Origin of the sequence: Nostoc sp. FACHB-152 (assembly GCF_014697475.1) — a bacterium.
In the GTDB taxonomy this organism is placed as follows: domain Bacteria; phylum Cyanobacteriota; class Cyanobacteriia; order Cyanobacteriales; family Nostocaceae; genus Nostoc_B.
The window spans coordinates 1-25,181 of the sequence record NZ_JACJRV010000004.1 but is presented as its reverse complement, the minus strand read 5'-3'; the positions used below and the strand labels follow the sequence as shown (position 1 = coordinate 25,181).

At 39.8% G+C, this 25,181-nt stretch carries 25 protein-coding genes; 11 read left to right on the top strand and 14 right to left on the bottom strand.

What is annotated here, in order from left to right; translation table 11 throughout:
- Positions 1-145 precede the first annotated feature (145 nt).
- The 3 genes from H6G76_RS05350 to H6G76_RS05340 form a co-directional block, all read right to left on the bottom strand.
- A complete protein-coding gene (locus H6G76_RS05350) occupies positions 146-334 on the bottom strand; it encodes a hypothetical protein (protein WP_190696543.1) in 189 nt (62 codons plus the stop codon).
- A gap of 904 nt (positions 335-1,238) precedes the next feature.
- Positions 1,239-2,210 carry a DUF362 domain-containing protein gene (locus tag H6G76_RS05345; RefSeq protein ID WP_190696535.1) on the bottom strand — a complete coding sequence of 324 codons (972 nt, stop codon included), beginning with the start codon at positions 2,208-2,210 and terminating at the stop codon, positions 1,239-1,241.
- A gap of 117 nt (positions 2,211-2,327) precedes the next feature.
- Positions 2,328-3,743, bottom strand: a complete 1,416-nt coding sequence (locus tag H6G76_RS05340; protein WP_190696533.1) for an aspartate ammonia-lyase — start codon at positions 3,741-3,743, stop codon at positions 2,328-2,330.
- A 117-nt stretch (positions 3,744-3,860) separates the two neighbouring features.
- Here H6G76_RS05340 and H6G76_RS05335 point away from each other — a divergent pair, with 117 nt between their 5' ends.
- From H6G76_RS05335 to H6G76_RS05325, 3 genes are all read left to right on the top strand, one after another.
- A complete protein-coding gene (locus tag H6G76_RS05335) occupies positions 3,861-4,424 on the top strand; it encodes a Uma2 family endonuclease (RefSeq protein ID WP_190696530.1) in 564 nt (187 codons plus the stop codon).
- A 19-nt stretch (positions 4,425-4,443) separates the two neighbouring features.
- Entirely contained in the window at positions 4,444-4,962 is a 519-nt protein-coding gene (gene pgsA / locus H6G76_RS05330; RefSeq protein ID WP_190696527.1) for a CDP-diacylglycerol--glycerol-3-phosphate 3-phosphatidyltransferase, read from the top strand.
- 109 nt (positions 4,963-5,071) lie between these two features.
- The gene (locus tag H6G76_RS05325) at positions 5,072-5,560 is read left to right on the top strand and encodes a lecithin retinol acyltransferase family protein (protein WP_190696523.1); all 489 of its coding nucleotides are present in this window, start codon (positions 5,072-5,074) and stop codon (positions 5,558-5,560) included.
- Between the two features lie 142 nt (positions 5,561-5,702).
- Here H6G76_RS05325 and H6G76_RS05320 read toward each other — a convergent pair whose 3' ends face one another.
- The gene (locus tag H6G76_RS05320; RefSeq protein WP_190696519.1) at positions 5,703-6,635 is read right to left on the bottom strand and encodes an NAD-dependent epimerase/dehydratase family protein; all 933 of its coding nucleotides are present in this window, start codon (positions 6,633-6,635) and stop codon (positions 5,703-5,705) included.
- Positions 6,636-6,887: 252 nt separating this feature from the next.
- Here H6G76_RS05320 and H6G76_RS05315 point away from each other — a divergent pair, with 252 nt between their 5' ends.
- The 6 genes from H6G76_RS05315 (at position 6,888) to H6G76_RS05290 (ending at position 13,198) form a co-directional block, all read left to right on the top strand.
- Positions 6,888-8,030, top strand: coding sequence for a glycosyltransferase (locus H6G76_RS05315; RefSeq protein ID WP_190696517.1), 1,143 nt, complete (start codon positions 6,888-6,890; stop codon positions 8,028-8,030).
- Positions 8,031-8,143: 113 nt separating this feature from the next.
- The gene (locus tag H6G76_RS05310; RefSeq protein WP_190697248.1) at positions 8,144-8,899 is read left to right on the top strand and encodes a sugar transferase; all 756 of its coding nucleotides are present in this window, start codon (positions 8,144-8,146) and stop codon (positions 8,897-8,899) included.
- Positions 8,900-9,568: 669 nt separating this feature from the next.
- The gene (gmd, locus tag H6G76_RS05305) at positions 9,569-10,648 is read left to right on the top strand and encodes a GDP-mannose 4,6-dehydratase (RefSeq protein WP_190696514.1); all 1,080 of its coding nucleotides are present in this window, start codon (positions 9,569-9,571) and stop codon (positions 10,646-10,648) included.
- A gap of 25 nt (positions 10,649-10,673) precedes the next feature.
- Positions 10,674-11,618 (top strand): GDP-L-fucose synthase, encoded by a 945-nt coding sequence (locus tag H6G76_RS05300; protein ID WP_190696511.1) that lies wholly within the window; start codon positions 10,674-10,676, stop codon positions 11,616-11,618.
- Positions 11,619-11,698: 80 nt separating this feature from the next.
- Positions 11,699-12,274 (top strand): 5-formyltetrahydrofolate cyclo-ligase, encoded by a 576-nt coding sequence (locus H6G76_RS05295; RefSeq protein ID WP_190696508.1) that lies wholly within the window; start codon positions 11,699-11,701, stop codon positions 12,272-12,274.
- Between the two features lie 84 nt (positions 12,275-12,358).
- On the top strand, positions 12,359-13,198 hold the full coding sequence (locus H6G76_RS05290; RefSeq protein ID WP_190696505.1) for a carbohydrate ABC transporter permease: 840 nt from the start codon (positions 12,359-12,361) through the stop codon (positions 13,196-13,198).
- Between the two features lie 6 nt (positions 13,199-13,204).
- On the opposite strand, the gene H6G76_RS05285 is transcribed toward H6G76_RS05290, so the two are convergent.
- The 8 genes from H6G76_RS05285 to psbQ form a co-directional block, all read right to left on the bottom strand.
- Positions 13,205-13,915 carry a sugar transferase gene (locus H6G76_RS05285; RefSeq protein WP_397333612.1) on the bottom strand — a complete coding sequence of 237 codons (711 nt, stop codon included), beginning with the start codon at positions 13,913-13,915 and terminating at the stop codon, positions 13,205-13,207.
- A 164-nt stretch (positions 13,916-14,079) separates the two neighbouring features.
- The gene (locus H6G76_RS05280) at positions 14,080-16,602 is read right to left on the bottom strand and encodes a sigma 54-interacting transcriptional regulator (RefSeq protein ID WP_190696502.1); all 2,523 of its coding nucleotides are present in this window, start codon (positions 16,600-16,602) and stop codon (positions 14,080-14,082) included.
- Positions 16,603-17,106: 504 nt separating this feature from the next.
- Positions 17,107-17,970, bottom strand: a complete 864-nt coding sequence (locus H6G76_RS05275; RefSeq protein WP_190696498.1) for a DUF6671 family protein — start codon at positions 17,968-17,970, stop codon at positions 17,107-17,109.
- 97 nt (positions 17,971-18,067) lie between these two features.
- A complete protein-coding gene (locus H6G76_RS05270; protein ID WP_190696496.1) occupies positions 18,068-18,550 on the bottom strand; it encodes a hypothetical protein in 483 nt (160 codons plus the stop codon).
- A gap of 71 nt (positions 18,551-18,621) precedes the next feature.
- Positions 18,622-19,203: a protoporphyrinogen oxidase HemJ gene (gene hemJ / locus H6G76_RS05265; protein ID WP_190696493.1), complete on the bottom strand. Its 582-nt coding sequence runs from the start codon at positions 19,201-19,203 to the stop codon at positions 18,622-18,624.
- A gap of 185 nt (positions 19,204-19,388) precedes the next feature.
- Positions 19,389-20,237 carry an alpha/beta fold hydrolase gene (locus H6G76_RS05260; protein ID WP_190696490.1) on the bottom strand — a complete coding sequence of 283 codons (849 nt, stop codon included), beginning with the start codon at positions 20,235-20,237 and terminating at the stop codon, positions 19,389-19,391.
- A gap of 88 nt (positions 20,238-20,325) precedes the next feature.
- The gene (locus H6G76_RS05255; RefSeq protein ID WP_190696487.1) at positions 20,326-21,390 is read right to left on the bottom strand and encodes an FAD-binding oxidoreductase; all 1,065 of its coding nucleotides are present in this window, start codon (positions 21,388-21,390) and stop codon (positions 20,326-20,328) included.
- A gap of 89 nt (positions 21,391-21,479) precedes the next feature.
- Positions 21,480-21,944, bottom strand: a complete 465-nt coding sequence (gene psbQ, locus H6G76_RS05250) for a photosystem II protein PsbQ (RefSeq protein WP_190696486.1) — start codon at positions 21,942-21,944, stop codon at positions 21,480-21,482.
- A 353-nt stretch (positions 21,945-22,297) separates the two neighbouring features.
- Here psbQ and H6G76_RS05245 point away from each other — a divergent pair, with 353 nt between their 5' ends.
- Positions 22,298-22,729: a hypothetical protein gene (locus H6G76_RS05245; protein ID WP_190696483.1), complete on the top strand. Its 432-nt coding sequence runs from the start codon at positions 22,298-22,300 to the stop codon at positions 22,727-22,729.
- A 46-nt stretch (positions 22,730-22,775) separates the two neighbouring features.
- Here the strand turns inward: H6G76_RS05245 and H6G76_RS05240 are convergent, their stop codons facing one another.
- Complete coding sequence (locus H6G76_RS05240; protein WP_190696475.1) at positions 22,776-23,567, bottom strand: Uma2 family endonuclease; 792 nt, start codon at positions 23,565-23,567, stop codon at positions 22,776-22,778.
- 40 nt (positions 23,568-23,607) lie between these two features.
- Positions 23,608-24,021, bottom strand: a complete 414-nt coding sequence (locus tag H6G76_RS05235) for a thiol-disulfide oxidoreductase DCC family protein (RefSeq protein ID WP_190696472.1) — start codon at positions 24,019-24,021, stop codon at positions 23,608-23,610.
- A 76-nt stretch (positions 24,022-24,097) separates the two neighbouring features.
- Here H6G76_RS05235 and H6G76_RS05230 point away from each other — a divergent pair, with 76 nt between their 5' ends.
- Positions 24,098-25,009 (top strand): AraC family transcriptional regulator, encoded by a 912-nt coding sequence (locus H6G76_RS05230; protein ID WP_190697243.1) that lies wholly within the window; start codon positions 24,098-24,100, stop codon positions 25,007-25,009.
- Positions 25,010-25,181: the final 172 nt, after the last annotated feature.

Below are 25,181 nucleotides of genomic sequence, written 5' to 3'. Positions count from 1 at the left end.
TACCGTTTTATGGAAACAGCCTTTAATAGCGAAGCGGTAGTGATGCTCTTAACACCACTACCGCTTTGCTCACACCGCCGTCTAGCTAGGTTAATCTTAATAAAAGTGCTGACTCACGATCATCAACTAGCTACTCATTACTTCTTTACTCTGCGCTTCTGTGCAGTTCGTATGTCAGGGGTTGCTGATTGCTTGGCACTTGATTAGAAGAATAATGGGCAATAACAAACACAGGTAAGGTTAACGTTAACAGAGCGATCGCGGTTCCCACAATGTCTGCCAAGCGATGGGAATATGTATCGGTTGGGTTGGCAGACTGGCTATTTGAATTCATACAAATTTGAAATTCTTCAACTCACTTGATTAGTTTTTTTCTCTGGAGGAGAGCGTTAGTACTATTTTAGCGATTTTTTACTGGCTACTGTGTAGCAAGCAAAAATCTGAACCACTTGGACTACTGTCATAACAGTAATCTTATCTCCGACAATATTGATACAAAGTTCCTGGTGAACATTTCGGAACTGATTAAGTGGTTAATTATGTTACGCTTCCTTGCTAAGATATGTCATCTTTGGGTTAAGCAATGGTTAATAAAGTGCATCGAAAAATACATTTTTTCTTACCCACCTAGATTAATTGTTAACTTGATTGAGAGCAATTTGCTATTATTGTAACATCTGTAAATATTCTGTAAATACTGGCTTTAGACATTCAGATGCTTTTGCTCAAAGGCTCTGGATACTGAAATAGTACTGAATCAATGCAGGCTTGAATTCATCTCACTAATATTACCAACTAATTGATTAAGAGCTACTAAAAATAAGTAATCAGTAATTTTTTGGTCATAAAATCATTCCGAATAAATACACTGGTATCTACTAGCTTTGATATTAGTCATACTGAATTGGCTGAAAAATTGAGTTTTTAATTTATCATAATAGTGTTATGTAATATTACTTGGGCTTTGTCAATCTATATCTAGGTAGAATAAAAATAGCTGGTAGCTATCGTTAGCGATCGCTCAACATTCTACCTCTATGCCTAATGACTAATTACTTTAACTAAATCTGTAAAGCACTATACTTAATATCAAAAAAATCAATCATAGCCAATAAAAAACCGTCCCTAATATAGGGACGGCCTGGTTAAGCAATCGGAGGGTATTTATAGATTACTGTGCATATTTTGCAGTTGTTGTAGCATTTGCACTTAATTATTCACCAAAATTGTCAAATAAACTAACTTTTACCATAGGCACTCATTGGTTCTTTGATAAATCGAATATAAAGGTGTCTAAAGGTAGACTTAATAACGCGCGGCATAGCAAAATCAATTGGCATTAACTTATCTGGTAAACGCCAATCTTGAATTTTTAATAAGTCAGGATGCAAGTTAGGAAACTGGATTTCATCTAATTCAGCACAAACCCCTAACCTTTGAGAAGCTGCAACAGTCGGGACTTGATGCAGTGGCACATTCAACACTTCTAACATTGCCCTATCTAAGGCAAATACATCTGCTGCTGCGGCTAAAACTCCTAAATCACGCGGTTCCCCACCACTAGGGCCATTACCTTCATGTCCAATAATGCCATCTAAAATAGTTAAATCTGGGTTAATTGCCTTAGCCGTTTCTACTAACATTTCGCCAAAGCGGTTAGCATCTTTCCCTGCTTCCATGTGCCACCAAGCTTTCATTTTACCGGGAACGCAACCAAACAAATTTTTCACGCCCAATGTTAAAGTTAGCTGCATATGTGATTTGACTTTGGGCAAATTAATAATCACATCCGCCTCCATTGCTTCTTTGCAAAGTAGCAGATGATTGAAATTTTCGCTGACTGTTTGGTAACGCTTCCCGTGAAATTCGCTGATTGAAAGATTGAGTTCTTCGATTAATGGTAGATAACCATTAGCAATTGCTACACCTCTAGCACTGCCAAAAGCTGGGCTATCTCCCAAAAATGGTTTACCACCTGCTTCAATTACCATCTTGGCAACTTCATAAACTAGTTCAGCGCGGGTAGTACATTCTTTTGTCGGACGTGCGCTAGTCAAGAGATTAGGCTTTAATAATACTTTTTGTCCTGGTTTGACAAAAGCTGCCATTCCGCCAAGGGGTTCTAGCAAAGTAATTAAAGATTCCCGTAAAGCTTCTCTCTCGTAAGAAGTAGCCCTGATTAAGCTGACAGAGGATTTTTGTGTTTGCATGGGTAGATAAAAGATATAGCAATCCTATTTGATTTATAAACTAGCTTGACAATAGAGGCTAGAGAATAGGGACTAAGGGCTAGAGTAGAAAGTTCATCCTAGTCCCTAACCTCTTTTTCATTCTGTTGCGAGGGGTAAAATACTGCTCATTTGTTCTAAATCTAAGACTTTGGCGAGTTCAGCTTCTGTCATCAGCCCTTTTTCCAAAACAATCTGCCGTAAGGATTTACCTGTTTTCAACGATTCTTTGGCGACATCAGCAGCTGCTAAATATCCAATGTGGGTATTGAGTGCGGTTACTAAGGCTAAACTACCTTCAGCGTAGGCTAAACAACGCTCTTCGTTAGCCGTAATTCCCTGAATACAGCGTTCTGTCAGCACACTGATAGTATTGCCGAGAATTTCGATACTCTGAATCAGGTTATAGGCAATCAACGGCATCATCACGTTTAATTCTAATTGTCCTGCTTGGGCAGCAAATGCGATCGCACTGTCATAACCCATTACCTGAAAACACACCATTGATGTCATCTCTGCCATGACTGGGTTATACTTCCCTGGCATAATCGAGGAACCGGGTTGGACTGGCGGAAGTTGAATTTCTTTCAAGCCAGTTTTTGGCCCAGAGTCCATCAACCGCAAGTCATGAGATATTTTGACTAAATCCTGTGCTAAGTTGCGTAAAGCCCCAGAAACGCTGACAAATGGGGACATACTCTGCATAGCTGCCATTAAGTGAGGCGCAGGTTCTAAAGGCATATTCAGTAATTCTGAAAGTACCGCAACCACACGGGCGCGATATAAAGGATGAGTATTCAAGCCTGTACCAGCTGCGCTACCGCCTAAACCCAGCACCATCAAGTCTCCCGAAGCGGTATAAATGCGGTTTTGATGTTCTGTTAGGATGTGCGCCCAAGCACCAAAAGTATCACCCAACCGCACAGGTACAGCATCCTGCATATGGGTTCTGCCAGATTTGACGACATTTTGAAATTCTACCGCTTTGCTTTCTAAAGCGGCGATCGCTTTATCTAAAGCTGGGTGTAATGTATGCGAAAGTGCTAATAGACCGCCAATTCTAATTGCTGTGGGAATCACATCATTAGTAGACTGCCCGTAGTTAACATGGTCATTAGGATTAACCCGTTTGTAATTACCCTTTTCGTCACCGAGAATTTCTAACGCCCGGTTTGCCAAAACTTCGTTAACATTCATGTGGTGCGAAGTTCCAGCACCTGCTTGATAGACATCAACTACAAACTGGTCGCGCAACGCGCCCGCCAGAATTTCATCGGTGGCTTTGACAATTGCTTCACTAATATCTTGGGAAATACAACCTAATTCACCGTTAACAATTGCTGTAGCTTTTTTGATGACTAGGCAAGCATCTACGTAAGTATTTAAAGGTTTGAGTCCGCTAATGGGGAAATTTTCGGTAGCGCGTAGAGTTTGAATACCGTAATAAGCACTACTAGGAATTTGGCGATCGCCCATTGAATCGCGTTCAATGCGAAAATTTATATTGTCAGACATAGTATTGTTTGGATGATCTCAAAATACAGATCATGCCATGTAAATGACGCTAACGCCTCTTTTACTATGTCTAATCTTCCCGCCCCAAATTAGTTTAAATACGAGCAGGTAAATATTATGATTAAAACACCACCTCGCCGTATATCTTTAGAGGAATTTTTACAATTACCAGAAACTAAACCAGCCAGTGAATATATCGATGGTGAAATATTTCAAAAACCTATGCCTCAAGGTAAACATAGTAGGCTTCAAGGTGAATTAGCAACTACAATTAATGGTGTATTAGAACCTCAAAAAATAGCCTTAGCTTTTCTAGAGTTACGCTGTACCTTTGGCGGATGTTCCACTGTTCCAGATATTGCGGTATTTGCTTGGGAGCGAATTCCTGTTGATGAAACAGGCAATATCGCTAATGTGTTTAATACATACCCAGATTGGACAATTGAAATCCTATCACCTGAACAAAGTACAACCAAATTTACCAAAAATATTTTACATTGTTTAAATCATGGTACTAGCTTAGGGTGGTTAATTGATCCAGAGGAATATTGTGTTTTAATTTATCCGCCTCACGAGCAAATAATATTTTTAGAAAACGAACAAGATATATTGCCAGTTCCCGAATTAGTCAGTGATTTACATTTGACATTAGGGCAATTATTTGATTGGTTAAAATTATAAATAATTCCTAAACCAAATCATGACTTTACCCAACTGGATTACTTTTTCTCGCCTTCTCGGTGTTCCGTTTCTGCTGTACGGTTTGTATAACCCTGCGCCGCAAGCTAGGTGGATATGTTTGACAATTTTCTTGATTGCTGCATCAACTGACTGGTTAGATGGATATTTAGCGCGGAAACTCAACCAAATTAGTGATTTGGGTAAGTTTTTAGATCCTTTGGTGGATAAGTTCTTAGTGCTTGCGCCGTTGATGGTGTTGATTGAATTAGGGAAGGTTCCAGCTTGGGGAGTGTTTTTGATTTTAGCGCGGGAATTAGCGATCGCTGGTTGGCGGGTTAATCAAGCGACGATTTCCGGGGCGAATATTTGGGGTAAACTCAAAACTGTTAGTCAAATAGTAGCGATCGCGCTTTTGATTGCACCTTTATCATCCCAATGGGAAACTGCATCGTTAATTGCTTTTTGGATTTCTGTTGCTTTAACTTTAATCTCTGGATTAATTTATCTTTTGCCACCAAAGGTTAAGACTGTTGAGTAAATTACCTAATAAATACCTATTTTATTTTTAAACTTAAGATAGGTTATCTGTGATTATTTTTTGGGAATACTACAAATAGTAATAAATCTAGCTATTTGTTAGTTTTCCTATGGCTAAAGGTGATCACATTTTTGTTTGGTGTGGTAATTCTATTATTCCTACCCATACTCATCATGGTATTGATTGCGGTAACGGTACAGTCATACACTTTGCAGGGAATAAGAATAAAAAAAATACTTTTGTTATTACAAAGACTTCTTTAGTTTCATTTGCAGCAGGAAACGTAAAAAGTCAAAAAGAAGTATATGCACTAAATTATGATGTTCTTGGGATTCCTTATGATCTACCTGATTTAGTTATACAAAGGGCTGAAAATTTTATAGGAAAAGGAGAATACCATCTTTTTGAAAACAATTGTGAACACTTTGCTTTTTTCTGTAAAACAGGTATTAAGAAGAGTTATCAGATAGAAAAACTCATCGAAGATGGTGTACAAGGAAGAGTAGCTTCTTCCGCATATATGTGGTCTATAGGTGTTCTAATTAATAATTTGTTCAAAGCCTCTCCGCAAAAATATAAAAAAATTAGAGTTGCTTAATTGTATTCAGCATAATTAACACAAGCTATTTAATACTTTGGAAATTTGGTTCCTACTCCCGTAGAGCAGGAAAACCAACAAGTTGATAGATTAGCTGCAAAGTTACGGGAATTAGGTATCGACCCAAATCAGATCTAAAACTCTACATAGCTTGGAGAATTTCATCATCTACAGAAAAATCAATTTCTTTGTTGTCTCGGCCATTGACGAGATAATCATTTTTGAAGGCATCTGTTAGCCCTGAAATTAAATTATATTCAGGCTGCCAATTTAATTCGGTTTGTGCTTTATGTACTGATGCGAAGAAATGTTGTACTCGCATTGGGAATGCTTTGCGTTTACCAAAATCAAATTTTTTCGGGTCGTAGTGAACTATTTTGAGTGCATCAGGTGATTTACCAGCAGCTACAGCACAAGCACGGGCTAAACCATCAAAAGTAACAAAGCGATCACCTGAAACATTATAAATCTGTCCAATCGCTTTTTGATTACCCACAACTAAAGACATCGCTGTTGCCAAATCTTTGACATGACCGAACTGGGTAATATGTAACCCATTACCCGGAATCGCAATTGGGCGATCGCGCACAATTCTATCAAAAAACCAGCTTTCTAAATCGTTGTAATTTTGCGGCCCGTAAATATAAGTCGGGCGAATTGAGGTAAAAGGTAAGCCCTTTTCAGCCAAGTAAGCTTCTGTTTCATGTTTACCTTTGTGGCGACTCTTCGGGTCTATCGCATCCCCTTCCACATGGGGTAATTGGTCAGATTTGAGATAAACTCCCGCCGAACTCATGTAAACAAAATGTTGCACTCGACCGTAGAAAATTTCTGCTAAAGGCTGAGTATCACTTAATTCTCGACCATTATTGTCAAAAATGATGTCAAAATTTTCTTGTGATAATTTTTCCTTCAGCTGTGTTGCATCCGTGCGATCGCCTATAATTTGTCCTACTCCTGGCGGTACAGGACGATTACCACGATTGAACAGTACCACCTCATGTCCTTGTTCTAACAATATTTGAGTTAGGTAAACACCAATGAACCTAGTGCCACCCATAATCAAAATTCGCATAAATTCCCCTTTTATATCTAATGGAGGGGCTAGGGATTAGAGGTTAGAGGCTAGAGGTTAGATATCTCAAATTATCTGTTTGTCTTCGATACTAATCCCTACTCCCTATTCCCCACTCCCCACTCCCCAACTTGAGGTTATCAGGTTGCTGATCCCTGTGGAACCTCTGGCAGTAGAATTGCGTCATAGGGTTGAATCTGGGGCGCTTCCTCACAATTTACCTGATGTCTTTTCCACTTATTCAAGTTAACTGTGCCCTTGAAATATGCTCTGGTTCATGAGTGGCTGACACCTAAAGCCACAGGCGGTTCAGAACTAGTTGTACAAGAGATTCTGAATCACGTTGATGCTGATTTATATGCTCTGATTGACTTTGAATCCAGCAATCCTGAAAGTTACTTGTACAAACGTCAAATTGGTACAACCTTTTTGCAAAATTTTCCTTCTGCCCGTAATGGGGTGCAAAAATATTTACCATTGCTGCCCTTGGCGATTGAACAATTAGATTTGCGCCAATATGACGTAATTTTATCTTCGTCTCATGCTGTGGCTAAAGGAATCCTAACTACCCCAGACCAGTTGCATATTTGCTACTGTCATAGCCCGATGCGTTATGCTTGGGATTTGACTTTTGATTATCTCCGCCACAGCAAATTAGGCACAGGTTTACCTGGTTGGTTCACAAGGTATCTATTGCATAGGTTGCGCCAGTGGGATGTATTAAGTGCTAATCGTGTTGATTACTTTATCGCTAATTCGCAGCACACGGCTAAACGAATTTGGCGTTGCTATCGACGCGAAGCCGCAGTTATTTATCCACCAGTAAATATCGATGCATTTCCTCTTTTTCACCAGAAAGAGGATTTTTACTTGACTGTTTCTCGGTTAGTTAGTTATAAGCAGGTATCTTTAATTGTTCAGGCTTTTAATAAATTGCAGCTACCACTGGTAATAATTGGTACGGGTTCAGAAATGGAAAAAATTCGCAAAATTGCCAACTCTAACATTAAAATCTTAGGTTGGCAGCCTGATGATGTAGTCAAAAAGTATATGGCAAAAGCTAAGGCATTTGTCTACGCAGCTTGTGAGGACTTTGGCATTGCTTTAGTAGAGGCACAAGCTTGTGGTACTCCGGTGATTGCTTATGGTGCAGGGGGGGCTTTAGAAACAGTTCTGGATGTGCGATCGCACAATGAGCAGGGAACAGGTATATTCTTTAAAGAGCAAACCGTAGCAGCCTTGACAGAAGCGGTAGAAAAATTTGAAACTTATCAAAATGCTTTTAATCCTGAGTATTTGCGATCGCACGCTGCCCAGTTTTCACCGCAAGTTTTTGCTCAGAACTATCTAAACTTTCTGACTCAGTGCCAAAAAACCAGACCATACTTAGAATGATGGTAAATATTTGTGTACTGAAATTGTGTATGCTTTTGGAACTTCCCTCCAGAAGCACCTCATTTTGGCTTTAAGATTGGGACTATGTGTGGTGTGGATTATTAAGGAGTATGATGACTGCCCAGAGCTCACTCCTCTCCGGTAAGCGAAGCCTACGGCAAGACGCTAGCTCGTCTACGCGTTTGTTAAAACGTAGTAAAAAAACAAAGACACCTAAAGTCAAACCTAAAGGCTGGTCTTTTCAGGCTTTAAACGGAGAGTTTGCCAAGCGACTATTCGACATCGGATTTTCGCTATCAGTATTGATCCTGTTCTTTCCGCTTTACTTAATTTTGGCCATACTGATTGCTTCAAGCTCAGAAGGCCCGATTTTTTATGTCCAAGAACGGGTAGGAAAAAATTACAAACGCTTCAATTGTATTAAATTCCGCACAATGGTCAGCAATGCAGATGAGATCCTCATGCAAATGATGGAAACCTCACCTCAGATGCGGCAAGAATTTGAAAGCAGTTTTAAGCTCAAACATGACCCGCGAATTACCAAAATTGGTAGATTTCTACGAATTACTAGCTTGGACGAATTTCCCCAGTTTTGGAATGTTCTCAAAGGGGATATGAGTGTTGTTGGCCCTCGACCTCTAGTAGCTGAAGAATTACCAAAATACGGTAGTCATATTGATCAGATATTAACAATCAGACCAGGAATTACTGGACTATGGCAAGTTTCAGGGCGGAATGATATTCCTTACCCTAGAAGAGTTCAAATAGACTTGCACTATGTCAAATTTAGGAATCTCTGGCTTGACTTGTGGATAATACTGAAAACGATTGATGTAGTTATTATTCCTAAAAATAACGGAGCTTACTGAGAAAACATCAATTTTAATGATAGGGGTAGTAAATACCCCTAGAAACACTTTTAAAATTTACACTTAATATAGCAGTGTATTTTTTAGGTAATTACTGAAAAATGAGGGTCTGCCAAGAGAAATTAAGCAAAATCATTAGATTGGTTGATCAACTAATTAATCTTTATATAGTTATACAGCAGATAAAGCATAAGTATTAAGCTAATTCTGGATTTTTATTTGTTAAAATATTATATTCAATTAATTGCACAAAAATATTTTTAATAATTAGAATTCACTACTCAATTGCAAAAAGTTTTTTCTAGTGAAGAATTTTTGAAAATATCATTAAACTCTTTGTTAGAAGCAAAAAAACTGAACTAACTAATAAACATTTTAAATTTAAAAACTACTAAAACTCCAATTAAATTTGGAATTAATAAAAACTAAAATATATGAATTTTTAGCAAAGATTCAAAAAATATCAAAAAAATCTACCGTTTAATTGCGTTAGGCTATTAAATTATTGACTTTTGAAAAAACCTCCTATTAAGTATATTTATTTACGGCCAACCTTTGCGATTAATTAAGACCCGTAAGTTTCCCATTAGGCAATTTAGTCATTAGCTGCTAGGTTGTATCAGTTGGTCTGAAAGTATAGATTCAAAAATCACATAGGGATAATTGAGCATGGTGCAAATCAAGCGAGCGTTGATTACTGGTATTACAGGTCAAGACGGTTCATATTTGAGTGAGTTTTTACTAGAACAAGGTTATGAAGTTCATGGAATTATTCGTCGGACTTCCACCTTCAATACAGACCGTATTGATCACATATATGAAGACCCCCACAAAGAGGGAGTGCGGTTGTTCCTTCATTACGGTGACTTGACCGATGGTACAACGCTGCGACGAATTTTAGAAGAAGTTCAACCAACGGAGATTTACAACCTAGGCGCACAATCCCATGTCAGGGTGAGCTTTGATTCACCAGAGTATACAGTCGATGCAGTTGGGATGGGTACACTGCGTTTGTTGGAAGCGATTCGTGACTACCAACATCGCACAGGTACTGAAGTACGTTTCTATCAAGCTGGTTCTTCTGAAATGTATGGTTTAGTACAAGCAGTACCTCAAAGTGAAACCACACCCTTTTATCCTCGCAGCCCTTATGCTTGTGCCAAAGTTTACGCTCACTGGCAAACAATAAATTACCGTGAATCTTATAATTTGTTTGCTTGTAACGGTATTTTGTTTAACCATGAGTCACCACGACGCGGTGAAACTTTTGTTACGCGTAAAATTACTAGAGCAGTAGCGAGAATTGTTGCTGGCAAGCAGAAAAATTTATATATGGGTAATCTCGATGCTAAACGAGATTGGGGCTATGCTAAAGATTACGTCCGAGCAATGTGGCTGATGTTACAACAAAACCAGCCAGATGATTACGTAATTGCAACTGGTGAAACCCATTCAGTAAGAGAATTTTTAGAATTGGCATTTGGTTATGTCAATCTCAACTGGCAAGATTACGTAGAGTTTGACGATCGCTACCTGCGTCCGGCAGAAGTAGACTTATTAATTGGTGATCCTACTAAGGCAAAACAGAAACTGGGCTGGGAACCTTCAGTTACTTTTGAAGGATTAGTCGCTCTCATGGTGGAAGCAGATTTACAAGCTTTGGGACACACTTCACCCAATGGCAACGGTACATCAATGGCTGTAGATATTGCTACCATTCGGCAAGAACTGGGCGCTCTCCATTTCTGATTCACACGCTGAGGATAACAATAATATGACCGCCTTAGAACTGAAAAACAAAAGGATTCTCGTCACAGGTGGGGCAGGATTCCTAGGTCGTCAGGTAATAGATCAGCTGTGTAAAGCTGGGGCTGATAGTGCAAAAATTACAGTACCGCGATCGCGTGAATGCGACATCCGTGTTTGGGAAAACTGTCAACGTGCAGTTGACCAACAAGACATAATTATTCATCTAGCGGCTCACGTCGGTGGGATTGGTCTCAACCGCGAAAAGCCAGCAGAGTTATTCTACGACAACTTAATTATGGGAACCCAGCTAATTCATGCTGCCCATCAAGCTGGAGTAGAAAAATTTGTCTGTGTGGGTACAATCTGTGCCTATCCTAAATTTACTCCCGTGCCATTTAAAGAAGATGACCTTTGGAATGGCTACCCAGAAGAAACCAACGCACCCTATGGTGTGGCAAAGAAAGCACTGTTAGTTCAGTTGCAATCTTACCGCCAACAATACGGTTTTAATGGTATTTATCTACTGCCAGTAAATTTATACGGGCCAGAAGATAACTTCGACCCCAGCAGTTCCCATGTAATTCCGGCATTAATTCGCAAAGTCCACGAAGCCCAAGTTAAGAAAGAAAAACAACTACCAGTTTGGGGTGATGGTAGTCCTACCCGCGAGTTTCTCTATTCTGAAGATGCAGCGCGGGGAATTGTTATGGGTACTCAATTTTACAATGAATCTGAACCAGTTAACTTAGGCACTGGCTATGAAATTTCTATTCGTGATTTGGTAAATTTAATTGCCGAACTGATGGAATTTGACGGTGAAATAGTTTGGGAAACAGACAAACCCAATGGTCAACCTCGGAGATGTTTGGATACTGAACGCGCCAAACAAGCATTTGATTTCACGGCTCAAGTTGGCTTTAAAGAAGGGCTAAAGAATACCATTGATTGGTATCGTCAAAACGCCGCTTAATTACTGTAGAGTAGACTTTACCGTTCTGTAGAGACGTTTCAATGAAACGTCTCTACAATTTTTATGGGTAAATTTTCTGCATGAATACAGTTGATATTCAACTAGATAAAATAAAATTACGCCGCACATTACTAAAAAAACGGCAATTGATGTCCGTTGAAGAGTGGAGAGAAAAAAGCGATCGCATTTGCACAACACTACAAAGTTTTATTCTCTATACTGAAGCAAAGACAATACTCACTTATTTTAGCTTTCGTCAAGAACCAGATTTAAGTCCTTTATTTGCAGATATTAAATATAAATGGGGATTTCCGCGCTGCATTGGTAATTCCCTATCTTGGCATATTTGGACACCTGAAGATTCTGTGCAGATTAACAAGTATGGGATTAGCGAACCGTATCCCAATGCCCCAATCATAAATCCTAGTGAAGTAGATTTAATTCTTGTGCCTAGTGTCGCTTGCGATCGCCAAGGTTATCGCCTAGGTTACGGAGGTGGATATTATGACCGCTTACTGGGTTCTCCAGAATGGGCAAATAAACCAACAGTAGGTATAGTTTTTGATTTTGCTTACTTACCTCAATTACCAGTAGAAAATTGGGATAAACCTTTACAAGCAATTGTTACAGAAACTAAATTCGTTATTTATCCTTAGAATAAACTTTGTTGTAGGTAGAGATGGGCTTTACCGAGTTAGATAATTCAAAAGCCTATCAATACAAGAGATAAGGTAAATTTTATGAAACTAAAGATAAAAAACTCACGCTGGCAAATTTTAATAACCTATGGTTTACTAGGAGCGATCGCATTATTAACGCTGTTTCCTCTGCTGTGGTTAATTAGTACAGCGTTGAAATCACCAACTGAAAATATTTTGCAGTCGCCACCGCAGCTACTACCCAGCCAACCTACACTTAATAATTTTTCTAGTGTTTGGCAATCTCTGCCTTTTGCCCAGTATTTATATAACAGCACCTTGGTTTCTGTGCTGACTGTTGGCTTGAATCTACTATTTTGTGCTTTAGCTGCTTACCCGTTAGCTAGACTTTCATTTCCGGGAAGAGACTGGATTTTTGTTGCGATCGTCTCGACAATCATGATTCCCTTTCAGATTGTCATGATTCCTCTATACATTTTGACAGTGCAGCTAGGCTTAGTAAACACTTATTGGGGAATGATGTTTCCTAGTTTAGCTTCTGCTTTTGGCATTTTTTTGCTGCGGCAAGCTTTTATGGGTGTGCCAAAAGAAATCGAAGAAGCCGCCCGGATGGATGGTAGTTCAGAAATAGGCTTGTGGTGGTTGATTATGTTACCAGCTATCCGTCCTGCATTAGTTACGCTGGCAATTTTTGTATTTATTGGTTCTTGGAGTGATTTTCTTTGGCCTTTGATTGTCATCCAAGACGAAAAACTTTATACCTTACCTTTGGGAGTTGCAAAATTAGCAGGTACGTTTTCTCTAGACTGGCGGTTGGTGGCTGCGGGTTCGATTATTTCTATCGCTCCAGTCCTAATATTATTTCTATTTGTACAACGCTATATTGTCCCAACTGACACTGGTAGTGGTGTTAAAGGTTAATTTCGACTAACAAGCACCACTTTTGTTAAAGACCACCCAGATTGTTTTAAATATGAGCTTTAGGTCATAAACTACAGACCATTTACGTTGATAGTCAATATCCATTTTGACGATGGTTTCAAAATCTTTGATACTGGAACGACCATTAACTTGCCATTCTCCAGTCATACCTGGCTTGACTCTTAATCTCTCCCAATGATGGGGTGCATAGTTCATGACTTCATCAGGGGTGGGTGGACGAGTACCAACTAAGCTCATGTCCCCCATTAGCACATTCCAAAACTGGGGAAACTCATCTAAGCTGGTGCGACGCAAAAATTTACCAATAGGTGTAATGCGAGGGTCATCATTAGATTTAAAAATGTGACCATTGGCTTGATTTTTTACTAAATGCTTGAGTTTTTCCGCATCAACTACCATCGAACGGAACTTCCAGATGCGGAAAGTTTGTCCGTTTGTACCGCAGCGAATTTGGGAATAGAATACTGGGCCTGGGCTATGAATTTTGGTGGCTATGGCTATAGGAATTAGCAATATAGCTGTAATAACTAAACCAACAATAGCTCCTATGATGTCAATTAATCTTTTTGTGATACTTGAGGTTGAGCAGTGCAAAGGCTGTTGTAAAGAGTTAGCTATGTTCCAATGAGTTGTATGAGCTAAGTCATGGACAACATAACCTCCTGCCTCAGAATTCACAGTAGGTATTGACATCATAAAGAGTTTAGTGGTTAGGGTAAATTAAATAGCATCTGTACTGAGTGCTAATATAAACAAAAAAGTCAGTATTAATGAAACTATAGTTCAAAGTTTACCCAATCTTTGAACTAAACAGAAGATTTTAAAATTTGCATATCAAATGCATGAAGGCAGTTATTTAACTAAGACACTATCAGTCTCCACATACTAGCTGCCAGGGCAATAGTTGCTAAGTGTTGCCAAATGAGCGATCGCAGTAGTTGTCTTGCTATTTTTTGCGTTAATACTATTGTTAAAAATACTGAAAAAATTAAAATAGAACCTTGCAAAAAAGCAATAACTGCTGGATGTGCTACCAGAATTGGTAAATTTTCATTATTCAACCCAAAAGTTGCCACAGTCACAGGTAAAATTCGCCCGCCTTCTCCTAAACCTAAACGTAGGTAGTGGGCTAAGTTACCTCCTAACACCAGTGGTAAGTAACCATAAGCAAGTTCTATGAATGGTTTAGGCTTGCGTTGATTAAATAGCTGTATCAAGCCATATGCTGCCCAAGTTACAGCAACTGGGAAAATTAAGACTGCTAATGATAAGCCTAAATGTTGCCAAAACTGGGTTAAATCTAGATGCAAACCCAACGATGATTGCAATTCTGGCAAACGATGCAGATATATACCACCTAAAAGTAAAAATAATAATGCTACTTCATACTGGCGAGGTAGATGAGTCGTCCATAGTTCAATGCCAGGGGGACGCAAGTTAAACTCAACGGAACGATGGGGACAGGCTTTTAAACAAGTCATGCACAAGACGCAATCTCTGTTATCTTCTAGCTGGGCGGGATGAGAATATAACGGACAGCCATTGGTTTCCATGCCTTCGCCTTTTTGCGGCCCGCCTTTGTAACACTGATAAGTAGTACAGGTAGCCGAACAAATCCCTTGTTGTGCGCGTAGTTCTGTCATGGAGAGTTTGGCAAATAAACCATTCATCCCGCCAATAGGACAGAGATAGCGACACCAAAACCGCCGTTCAAATATGGCGGAGAAAATCATTGCGCCGGCGGTAATTAATAACAGCAAACAGGCAGACAGGTAAGCTGTATTTTCTAAGTGCCAGAGTTCTTCCCAAAGAAAAATTAGAGTAAATAAGCCAAACACAAACCATCCACCCCATTTTTCGGCTTTCTCTCTAGGCCAGCGTTTGAGTTGGCGCGGAATTAGCCATAAAGATAATTTTTGGGTAATTTCGCCGTAAATCATGAACGGACAAACGGCACACCACACACGACCTAAAAACGGAAACAGAAATAGGAAGAACGGCCACCACCAAGCCCAAAATAAATTTAAAGCGAAATTGCGATCGCGTGTTTGCGGCCCCACAAATAACACAGCAATGATGATCGGAAAAACTACCACAGTAAAGCCATAGTTAATGCGGTCTGGCCACCAGTCACTCCGTAAGAACTTCCGCAACCCAGGATAGACATTTAACAAATTAACGCGAAATTCTTTTTTCTTGGGTTGGGCTGACCAAAAGATTTCTTCTGTTAGTTCTTGCCTTTCTCCTGCTTGAACAATTGCCCGTTCCACTAAATTTTTTAATTCCTTGAGATTGCCAGGAAAGTCATAGGACTGCAAGCGGCGTAAGGCTTCTGGGGTAACATGAGGTTTCGGCAAACCTCGCGATCGCACATAAAGACTGGTGTAATATTCTACCTGTGCTTTGATATCAGTCTTCCGCACGCGCACTGGTGGTACTTTAATCAAACGGCCTACACAGCGTTCAATTTTGGACTCAGTTTTTTCGGAAATAATCAAAATCCTGGCTTGGCTGGGGCGGGGTGCGGCTGTGGCTTCTCCAGCACGAGTTACCGGGCTGTAAGTACCTGTTTTGATTAACTGTACCATTGCTGGTAATAATTCTGGAGGCAATTCTTGAATGTTGTTGAGTACTAAAGTGCCTTCTCCCAACCATTCCAAAAGACCAGGTTTGCCGCCTGCACGACCAAATAGGTCTATACCGCTAGTTTGCAGAATGCCACAATTGATTTTAATAATGGGTTCTCGCCGTTTGGGTGAACCATAGTGAATCAAAGCTGCAATATTGTCCTTTTCCAAGCCTGGTTCACCAAAGATTTCTACTGATTTGCTGTCAGCTGCGGCTTCGCGTATTTGTTCGCGTAAACGTACTGCATAGCGGCTGCTACCAACAATACCTCGTTGGGCTTTGGTCACTAAATAGGGACGCAAGGCGACAGAACGTTCTTGTTCGTAGGTTAAGGCTGATGTGACTTGCGCTAATTCTTGGGCTAAAGAGCGAGATAATGCTTGAGTAATTTCTGGGTATTGGGTTGCTATGGTGCGAAATTCCGCAGCCGGAATAGCCCATACATGACATTCCGAAAGGGCAATGATTGTAGATAGTGTTAATTCATCTAATAACAGTTCTTTGAGGTTAATTACTGCCCCTGGAAGAAAACCACAGGCGGGGGTAAAGTTATTTTTATTGCTGGTTTCGCTTTCAATTTGCCCGTCTTTGAGGATGTAAACGGCTTCTGGGGGAGTACCTGCGCTGACTAAGTTACGACCTTGTGGTACAACTCGTTCTTCCAGGGCTTGGGCGATCGCATTTAACGCCGCATCTGAGAGAATTCCTAAAGTTGTACGTTCTTGTAGCCAAATGACTGTTTCTGGTGATGCCATTGTGGGTTTCCCATGCAGGCTGCTTGCTGTATAAATTGAATTATCCCTGATCAGAATGTCGAAAATACTAAGTGATGAGTTTGTCGGATGTACCTAATCTTTGGGTTCCCTTGGCACTTTTAGGGTTAATCGTGCTGGCTGCGGTATTTTTTACTCGTAGCTAATAATTTTTAGCGATCGCATAATTTTCATACTAATGTGATAGCACTGTCACATTCCCTAGCTAACCTATAGTTAAGTAAACAAATAGTTTGCTCCTTACACCATACCGTCAGCCCTTTTGCTTTTGAGAAGTACTGGGGCTTTTTTCTTCTAGATTAAGGGAAGACACAACACTAGTCTAGTCCTTAACCTCTCAATACGGTTCGGTTAAAGGGGAAAGGCGAAGGGGAAAAGGCGAATAAAAAACCTTTAACCCTTACCCTTTAACCTTTTCCCCAAACCAATTCTTAGTTCAAAATGGTTATCCGAACCGTATTGCCTAACCTCTAGCCTCTTCTTCACTTAAGGATTACAGTACATACATTGTGCTGGATCAGCAAATTCTCTGCCATTGGGAAATAACTTTTCTTGCTTGAAACCACATTTTTGACACTGATAAATGACTGCAAGTGTCAAATTAGTTGGCATAGCACACATTTCACAGGGCAATCCTGCTGTTCTCTCAGTTATAGCAAAACCAGGTGCAGAACATTGTGGGCATAAGCTTTTAATTTTTTTGATTAAATCTAATGTGGCTTTTTCAATATTCTTCATGCGGGTTGGGTTATGATGCGCCCGCATATCTGTTTCTAAGTTAACTTTACCGTCTACAGCATTTTTAAATGCTGTGTTAATAGTTTCTTGCAGTTTTGCTTCTGTCGTAATTCCTTTAATTATCTCAAGGCTATTTTTAGCGGCATCTTCCCAGTAAATTACTAGACCGTGTTCAGGGAAACCAACTTTTTTAGCAAAATCGTAGGCTTCTTGAATATTTTCAACTATCTGATGATTAAAGTTTGTTTCTATTGAAAATTCTTCGCCAATAATTTCTATTTTATTTTCTTTATCTAAGAAAATAACGATTTCTCGATTAGAGTAAATATATGGTACAAGAGGATGAGGTACAAAACTACCTTCACTAGCGATCGCTAAAGTTTCACCAGTTATTTTTAAGGCTGCTTCTGCTTTTAGTTTAGCAGCTTCCATTTGATTACCAGGACGTTTTACTTCTCTTGTAAATGTACCAAAAGCATCAGTATTAAAATTAGCTGGTACTATAGTTTTAATATTTAATTCATTCTCTAATAATGGCGCAATTACCTTTTCTTTTTGATGCATTGTCGCAATTACGCCCACGCGATCGCTAAATAACTGCTGAATTTGCATTCGGCGATTATCTCCTTTGCTACTTTAAATAAAGCAGAGGTGCGCTAACAAAGTTGAACGCACCTGACAAAATTAAGTTTTTCAATTCCTAAACTTATTAAGCATTAGCCGAGAGTAAAGGAATATTTTCAGCTATATAATCTGAAACGCTAACTCCTTGTTGTTTTGCCCAAAACTGGCTTAAAAAATGGATTTGTCGTAAACCAACAATTAAATTTAATCCGGGGATAAATAGCCACCAAACTACTAATGGTTCTTTTAAACCTGCTTGGCGGTACAATTCATTCACAGTCTTATATAGCTTAAACTGAACAATATAAATCCAAATAATACCCAACAGCGAAAACCAACCAAACCATCCAGGTACATCAGGATCAAATATTCGTAAAGCTTGGGGAATTGCTACTCCGAAAACAAACGGTGCTAAACACAGCGTTCCTGACCAACCGAAACCTTTATAACGACGTAATTCTTCTTGAATAATCCATTTATACCAGCCGTAATACAGCATACCTGTAATTACAGACAAGAAGATTACACGCCATAAGGGACGCGGTTTCCCTAAATCTTTTGCTGACATTGATTTACGCCTGAGATATCAAATATATTTTTTAACATTTCTTAATACTAAGATATCTCAGGCGTTTTCGTCTAACTTTGCTCTTGAGGTTGGCCTATCTGTGCCATCATTTGTTCTTTATCACGCTTGCGTTTCTTTGCATATAGCTGAATAGTCACAGCCATAAATACAATTAGACCAAAAATTACCCAAGCGGTAATATCTGTAGGGAGATTGTTTTTAAACACTGCCAATAGTACAATCACCACCAACATAACTGTAGGGGCTTCATTTAAAGCACGTAACTGTTGACCTGTCCAACGACATTCATCCTTCGCTAACTTCTTCATCAAACGACCGCAGTAATGATGATAACCCAGTAATAAGGCAACAAATAGCAGTTTGAAGTGTAGCCAAGTCTGTTTTAAAACTTCTGGTTCAGTACTCAACAAACCTATCGCCATTGCTACTGTCACTAACATTCCCGGAGTAGTGATAATACGATAAAGCCGTAGTTCCATAATTTGATACTGATTTTTCAGTATCGTGCGTGCTGGTTCTGGTTCTTGTTCAGCTTCTACATGGTAAATGAAAAGACGCACCAAGTAAAATAACCCAGCAAACCAAACTACAATCCCAATAATATGAAATGCTTTAAACCAAGAATAAGCCATGAATTCTCTTCTCCATTAAGGTGGCTTTAATACATCATAAGTTACTCAACAATTTTCTACTTACGAGCGCATTAAATACTATGCCAAATCATCTAATTAGCTATTTGTTAAACACAGATAAATTATCTGTGTTTATCTATGGTTTCATTTTTTATAATATCGATTTTTGCAAAATTTATTTCTGATTATTTATTTACACGTCTGACAAAGGGCAGTAAATCTTCTAAAATTGCGTTGTGATAATGTTCTTGTGGATAATGTCCAACGTTATTAAGTTTTATTAATTCTGCGCTGGATACAGAATCACTAAATTTTTGTGCTATGTCTACTGATAACCAAGGGTCAATCATGCCCCATTGAAGCAGAATAGGCTGTTGCCATTTTTGAAAGCCAGATTCAATTTCTGACATTGCTTGAGGGAGTTGTAAATTGCGAATAGTTGATAATAGACCTCTACCAGCCGCAGAAGTTTTCAAAAAAGGTCTGCGGTACACATCTAAATCTTTATCTTCGATGCGGTAACGGCTACCCCCTTCGAGGGTGCGGTCAACTAATAAAGGGTCTTGAGTTATCATTTCACCTGCTAAAGGTAAACCCATTTGTTTGAGTTTCCAAGGTAATTTAGTGTTGGTAGAAATGGGTGCATTTAAAATAGCAATGTTGGCAATTTTTTCAGGATGACGCAATGCATATTGTAAACCAACAGAACCTAAGAAGCCTTGAACAACTAAAGAAAATTTTTCAATTTTTAGTGCTTGGATAAATCCTTCCAAAGCTTGAATAAATGCGTCAGGAGTATAAGCAAAATCGCGTTTTTCTGGCATAGCAGAAAAGCCATACCCAATCCAATCAGGTGCGATCGCGCGTGTTCCTTGACTGGCTAAAGCTGGCATAATATTACGCCAGCTATAACTTTGGGATACTATTCCGTGCAGCAAGATTACAGGTAATAAATCACTTTGTCCAATCGGTTCGGCTTCCCGATAAAACCACTCTAATGAATCAACTTTTACTTTATTTTCTGTTACAGCCACGCTACTTTCCTAATAGAAACTAAGAATTCAGAATATAGAAATCAGAAGGACGATTAATTCTGAATTCTGGCTCCTGACTTCTGAATTCTCAAACAATCATCTCACGAATCGCATAGGCCGTTGCAGGTGCTAGTAACACACCGTTACGATAATGTCCGGTGGCGAGGAGGATGTTGTTAAATCCTGGCAGTTTTTCAATTATTGGTGCTGGGCGACCTTCGGGGCGGGGGCGTAACCCTAACCATGTACGGGTAATAGTCGCTGAGGCTAATTCTGGACAAAAGGCGATCGCTTGTTGTCTCACAGACTCTAATAGTTCATGATTCGGTGGGATTTCATCGCCATTGCTAGGAAACTCTACCGTCGCGCCTATCCAATAATCTCCGCAGCCTACTGGGACGATATGCACATCATTACAAGTAATCATCGCCTGAAATGCAGGGTTGCCGATAGGATTTTCTAAATGTATTTGTAATGCTTGTCCTAAAACAGGGCGAATATTAATCTTTTGGTTTAACCCTGATGTCAGTAGTGTAGAACCAAGCCCAGCTGCAACTACAATCCAATCAGCAGCAATTTCTCCTGCTGTAGTTTCGATTGATGTGGCTGAGATATTTACAACGTTCACACCAAATTTGAAGGTTACGCCTTTGTGTTGGGCGGCTTCAACTAAGGCTAAGGTTAAGGCGGTGGGGTCAAGTTGACGGTCTTGAGGTGAATAGACCGCGCCAGTGATTTTGTCATTATTAACTTGAGGGCAAATATTCTTGAGTTTCGCTGTGTCCCAAATTTCTAATTGCCAACCTTGAGAGGCGCGAATTTCGACTAAGTTTGCCCAATTATCAAAATTTTCTTCTTCCCAACACAGATGTAGGATTCCCTGACGGTTAAAAGGGATTTTACGTCCTGTTAAGGCTTCTAGTTCAGGAATTAAAGTTTCGTAACGTTCAATGCTGGTTTGCCGTAGCCGCCAAGCTTTGCCCTTGATTTTTTGACTGATGACACCCATCAAAACGCCAAGGGCTGCACCTGTAGAAGCTTGTGCGGGTGGTTGTTGGTCAATAACGGTAATTTGCAACCCTGTTACTTGACTCAGTTCATAGGCGATCGCGGCTCCAATTACACCACAACCGATAATAATTACATGACTCATTGCTGGGATATTGAGAAGTTATAAGCTAGGAGTTAAGACTAGCTACTTCCTAACTTCTAACTCATAACTTACCACTAAGGAATCACTGCTTAGGATTCAGCTTCCTTGTTACCTTCAGGTAACAGTTGCAGGAATTTATCAACATCTGTAAAGGCGGCTTGATAGTTACTCAAGGCAAGTAGACTATTACCATTACTAGCTGCTTGATCAACTTTAACCAAGTGATTCAGTAAATCTTTGGTAATTTGACGGGCTGCGGTTTGGTCTTTGGGGAGAAGGTGGGGTGCTATGTAAGTCATCGCCAGTCTAGCTTCTGCCATCGGGCCATGAATAAAGTTACCCACCTTAATCCACTCATTTTTTTGGATGAGGTTTTTTAGTTCGTCTGCGCGATCGCGCACAGTCTGAATTTCAGGCACATATTCCTGAATTTGTGCAATTTGTTCTGTTGTATATGTTGGAGGTGCAACTGCTACTCCAGGCCCGCCACAACTAATGAGGAACGTAGCCAATAATACTAGAATTAATGAGAAAATCGAGCGTTGACGCGCCATAAACTGAACTTAATTTTTTTTAACGTTTGCCAGCTAACAGTGTAATTTTAGATCGTCAAGGTAATTTATCGTTCTAGCCAGTAGACGATTTTGCGGAAAATTCTGAAATTTTCTCCAGACTGATACGGATTCAGTCAGTTTTCCTAATTTTTTAGGTACAATTACTTAAAGTATTTAATTATAAGGGTCTAATAATAAAATTTCATACTTCATAAATTGTTAAGAAAAGATAATTTTAAAGTTGCGAAATTTAAAACGTCTTGATAAGCTGAAACACAAATAAAATAAGCCTTCTGGCGGTTTTCTGTCGTCACATTCCCCTTAGCTGACTAACTATTTAGGAGTGTTTTTTCGTGAACGCAGCTGAACAGGCAACTAACCTTGAACTCGCCAGCAAGATTGCTACGGTAGTTAATTTGTTCAAATTCCAGTTTCCTGATGCGAAATCGGATTTGAAACCTTGGAAGAATGACCCAGAAACCAGAGAATTAGTTGATCCAGATTCTATAGACATTGGGTTTCACTTTCCTGGTATCAGCAAATCCTGGCGTAGTCGTAGTGTCTTGATTCAAATCCGCTTTCATCAAGATCCGATAACAAACTTACGTCGGGCAATTGGTATAGAAGTTGCTGGATTTGACCATCGCGGTGAGGCGTGGCGACTTTCGACAGTAGAGAACTGGAACATTGTTGGCGAGTCGGCACCTTCTGCACAAGTAGGTGACAAGCTAAAACAATTTTGTCGGCAGATTTTAGAACTGTTTAATGAAAAGTCTGAAGTCTGAAATTTCATTCTTTCGCCTTCATACCATTAACCCCACACACTCATCATTAAATATCAGGGTCTTCACCTAACTCTCTTAAACGGGCGGCTAAACGTTCAGCCCGTGCTTGGGCGATTTCGGCTTGGGCTTGGGCTGCTTGGGCTTGGGCTTGTGCCGCATCGGCTTGGGCTTGGGCTGCTTCTTCTGGTAAAGGCACAAGATTACCCTCAGAATCGTAAAACCGTAGCCAAATTGCTGATTCTCTATCTACTGTGCCTTCCCAAGTTCCTAACCAAAAACCTAAACGCTGACACCACAGCCAACCACGTTCATTCGGGGTTAAAAGTTGGTAAGTCTGATTTGCATCTAAATGCCAGCCTTGCAACGAGTTGGGGTCAAACGGGTCATAGACAAAATAATCTGGTGTGCGGAAGGTTTGTTGATAAATATCTTTTTTTGTAACTTTGTCAACCCGCGCTGTAGATGGTGACATCAATTCGACGATGACATCAGGGTAACGGCCATTTTCTTCCCAAACTACCCAGCCTTGTCTAGGGATAGTACCATCAACATTCAGCACTGCAAAAAAATCGGGGCCGCGAAAATCATTGTTACGCGCTTGGGTACTGCTGTAGTAGATGAACATATTGCCACCTGTGTAAAAGTCAGTTCGGTCAGCCCAAGCTTGTTGCAATGACCGAATTAAGACATTCATGGCAATACGGTGGCGATTTGATTCCAATGGTTCTCCATCATCAAATATTAAATCTGTGGGTGGCATTGGGGGTTCCCAGTCCACAATATCATCCACAATATCAGTCGTCTGGGATGTTTCTAAATCTGGCTTACTTACTGTCATACCAACCCCCTAAATTAGACTATCAAAAATTGCTCATATACTAATCATTACCAATTTTGCAGCCACCATCCACACAGTATGCTGATTGATAGGTCGAAGCACGTTTGCCAAATAGAGTGTAACGATTATCGCGGATTTGTTCGTAAAAGCGATCGCCTGTCCACTTCATTCCCGGTATAGCGCGATAAGCATCGACAATCAAACTTCCCATTGGGTGTAACTTGCCAATTTCTTCAGCCGCATCGCTACCTTGCCAGCGTCGCTCAGGAGCATTAGCATCAATTAATATCACTCCTTTTTGGCAATCTTGGGATGTAATTCCCCACCGAGTAAGTGTTTGTTCGTCTTGCATAGAAGCGTAACGAAACATCTTCCCTTGGTCTAATCTTTCTAAAAATTGCACGAAAGTAACGCAGAGATTGCAATTTCCGTCGTATATTACATAGTAATTCATTGAAATAACGCCTCTTTCCGGATTACGGTTTAAGTATAGCGTTACACCTAATTCTATTATCTCTGCGGTGAGAATGATGCTAGAAGAGAAAATCTTAAATATTGATTTTACTCAAGAAGATGCTTGTGCAGAAGTTCTGCCGCGATCGCCCTTAATTTCTAGTTACCATGCAGGGTGGGATGGTATACGTCTAGATATTCATCAACAGCCTGCTTACGAAACTCCCGAACATTCGCCACAACAACACGTCATATCTGTTAACTTGGCGCATCATTTAACTAAAGCAGAGCGAGTATTAGATGGACGGTTTCAAGAGGAAAACATATTCAATGGTCATGTGGCAATTATACCCGCTAACGCCCATCACATTTCCCGTTGGGCATCAGAAACCGACTTTTTGCTCCTCAGTTTGGAACCTGCGTTTTTCAATCAGATAATATTAGAGTCAATAGATTTACAAGGTGTTGAGTTAACACCCCACTTTGCCGCACCCGAACCGTTCATTCAGCAAATTGGTTTAGCACTTAAATCAGAATTAGAATCAGACGGTGTAGGTAGCAAAATTTATATTGAGTCTCTGAAAACTACACTCTGCATTCACCTGCTGAAACATCACTCAATAGCCAGCGATAAAGTTACGCACTTCTCTAACAATAAAGGTCTTTCTCCCAGAAAGTTACGTCAAGCTATCTCATATATTCAAGACAACTTAGAAAAAGATTTAACTCTGGCTGAAATTTCTGCGGTTGTAGAGATGAGTATGTATCATTTTTCCCGCTTATTTAAACAATCTACAGGTTTTGCGCCGCATCAGTATGTAATGAATTGCCGTATTGCTAAGGCAAAAAAGCTATTGGCTGAAAGCAACAAAACTATCGAGCAAATATCTGAACAAGTTGGTTTTCAAAGCCAGAGTCATTTTACCAATGTTTTTCGTAAATTCATGGGCATAACGCCAAAAGTATATAGAGAACAGGTGAAAATTTGATGGCAGGGGAGCAGGGGAGAAACTATTATCGTTAATGGTATTAATACTGGTAAACGAATATCAAAGACTCGTGCGCCAGTATCAAAGACTCTCGCGTGAGTAGCAATGACTTGTACGCGAGTATCAAAGACTCTCGCGCGAGTAGTAATGACTTGTACGCGAGTATTAAAGA

What these genes read in the sequence shown, in the direction of transcription:
- H6G76_RS05350 (WP_190696543.1), bottom strand. Translation starts at nt 334, where the DNA reads ATGAATTCAAATAGCCAGTCTGCCAACCCAACCGATACATATTCCCAT.
- H6G76_RS05345 (WP_190696535.1), bottom strand. Translation starts at nt 2,210, where the DNA reads ATGCAAACACAAAAATCCTCTGTCAGCTTAATCAGGGCTACTTCTTAC.
- H6G76_RS05340 (WP_190696533.1), bottom strand. Translation starts at nt 3,743, where the DNA reads ATGTCTGACAATATAAATTTTCGCATTGAACGCGATTCAATGGGCGAT.
- H6G76_RS05335 (WP_190696530.1), top strand. Translation starts at nt 3,861, where the DNA reads ATGATTAAAACACCACCTCGCCGTATATCTTTAGAGGAATTTTTACAA.
- pgsA (WP_190696527.1), top strand. Translation starts at nt 4,444, where the DNA reads ATGACTTTACCCAACTGGATTACTTTTTCTCGCCTTCTCGGTGTTCCG.
- H6G76_RS05325 (WP_190696523.1), top strand. Translation starts at nt 5,072, where the DNA reads ATGGCTAAAGGTGATCACATTTTTGTTTGGTGTGGTAATTCTATTATT.
- H6G76_RS05320 (WP_190696519.1), bottom strand. Translation starts at nt 6,635, where the DNA reads ATGCGAATTTTGATTATGGGTGGCACTAGGTTCATTGGTGTTTACCTA.
- H6G76_RS05310 (WP_190697248.1), top strand. Translation starts at nt 8,144, where the DNA reads ATGACTGCCCAGAGCTCACTCCTCTCCGGTAAGCGAAGCCTACGGCAA.
- gmd (WP_190696514.1), top strand. Translation starts at nt 9,569, where the DNA reads ATGGTGCAAATCAAGCGAGCGTTGATTACTGGTATTACAGGTCAAGAC.
- H6G76_RS05300 (WP_190696511.1), top strand. Translation starts at nt 10,674, where the DNA reads ATGACCGCCTTAGAACTGAAAAACAAAAGGATTCTCGTCACAGGTGGG.
- H6G76_RS05295 (WP_190696508.1), top strand. Translation starts at nt 11,699, where the DNA reads ATGAATACAGTTGATATTCAACTAGATAAAATAAAATTACGCCGCACA.
- H6G76_RS05290 (WP_190696505.1), top strand. Translation starts at nt 12,359, where the DNA reads ATGAAACTAAAGATAAAAAACTCACGCTGGCAAATTTTAATAACCTAT.
- H6G76_RS05285 (WP_397333612.1), bottom strand. Translation starts at nt 13,915, where the DNA reads ATGATGTCAATACCTACTGTGAATTCTGAGGCAGGAGGTTATGTTGTC.
- H6G76_RS05280 (WP_190696502.1), bottom strand. Translation starts at nt 16,602, where the DNA reads ATGGCATCACCAGAAACAGTCATTTGGCTACAAGAACGTACAACTTTA.
- H6G76_RS05275 (WP_190696498.1), bottom strand. Translation starts at nt 17,970, where the DNA reads ATGCAAATTCAGCAGTTATTTAGCGATCGCGTGGGCGTAATTGCGACA.
- H6G76_RS05270 (WP_190696496.1), bottom strand. Translation starts at nt 18,550, where the DNA reads ATGTCAGCAAAAGATTTAGGGAAACCGCGTCCCTTATGGCGTGTAATC.
- hemJ (WP_190696493.1), bottom strand. Translation starts at nt 19,203, where the DNA reads ATGGCTTATTCTTGGTTTAAAGCATTTCATATTATTGGGATTGTAGTT.
- H6G76_RS05255 (WP_190696487.1), bottom strand. Translation starts at nt 21,390, where the DNA reads ATGAGTCATGTAATTATTATCGGTTGTGGTGTAATTGGAGCCGCGATC.
- psbQ (WP_190696486.1), bottom strand. Translation starts at nt 21,944, where the DNA reads ATGGCGCGTCAACGCTCGATTTTCTCATTAATTCTAGTATTATTGGCT.
- H6G76_RS05240 (WP_190696475.1), bottom strand. Translation starts at nt 23,567, where the DNA reads ATGACAGTAAGTAAGCCAGATTTAGAAACATCCCAGACGACTGATATT.
- H6G76_RS05235 (WP_190696472.1), bottom strand. Translation starts at nt 24,021, where the DNA reads ATGAATTACTATGTAATATACGACGGAAATTGCAATCTCTGCGTTACT.
- H6G76_RS05230 (WP_190697243.1), top strand. Translation starts at nt 24,098, where the DNA reads ATGCTAGAAGAGAAAATCTTAAATATTGATTTTACTCAAGAAGATGCT.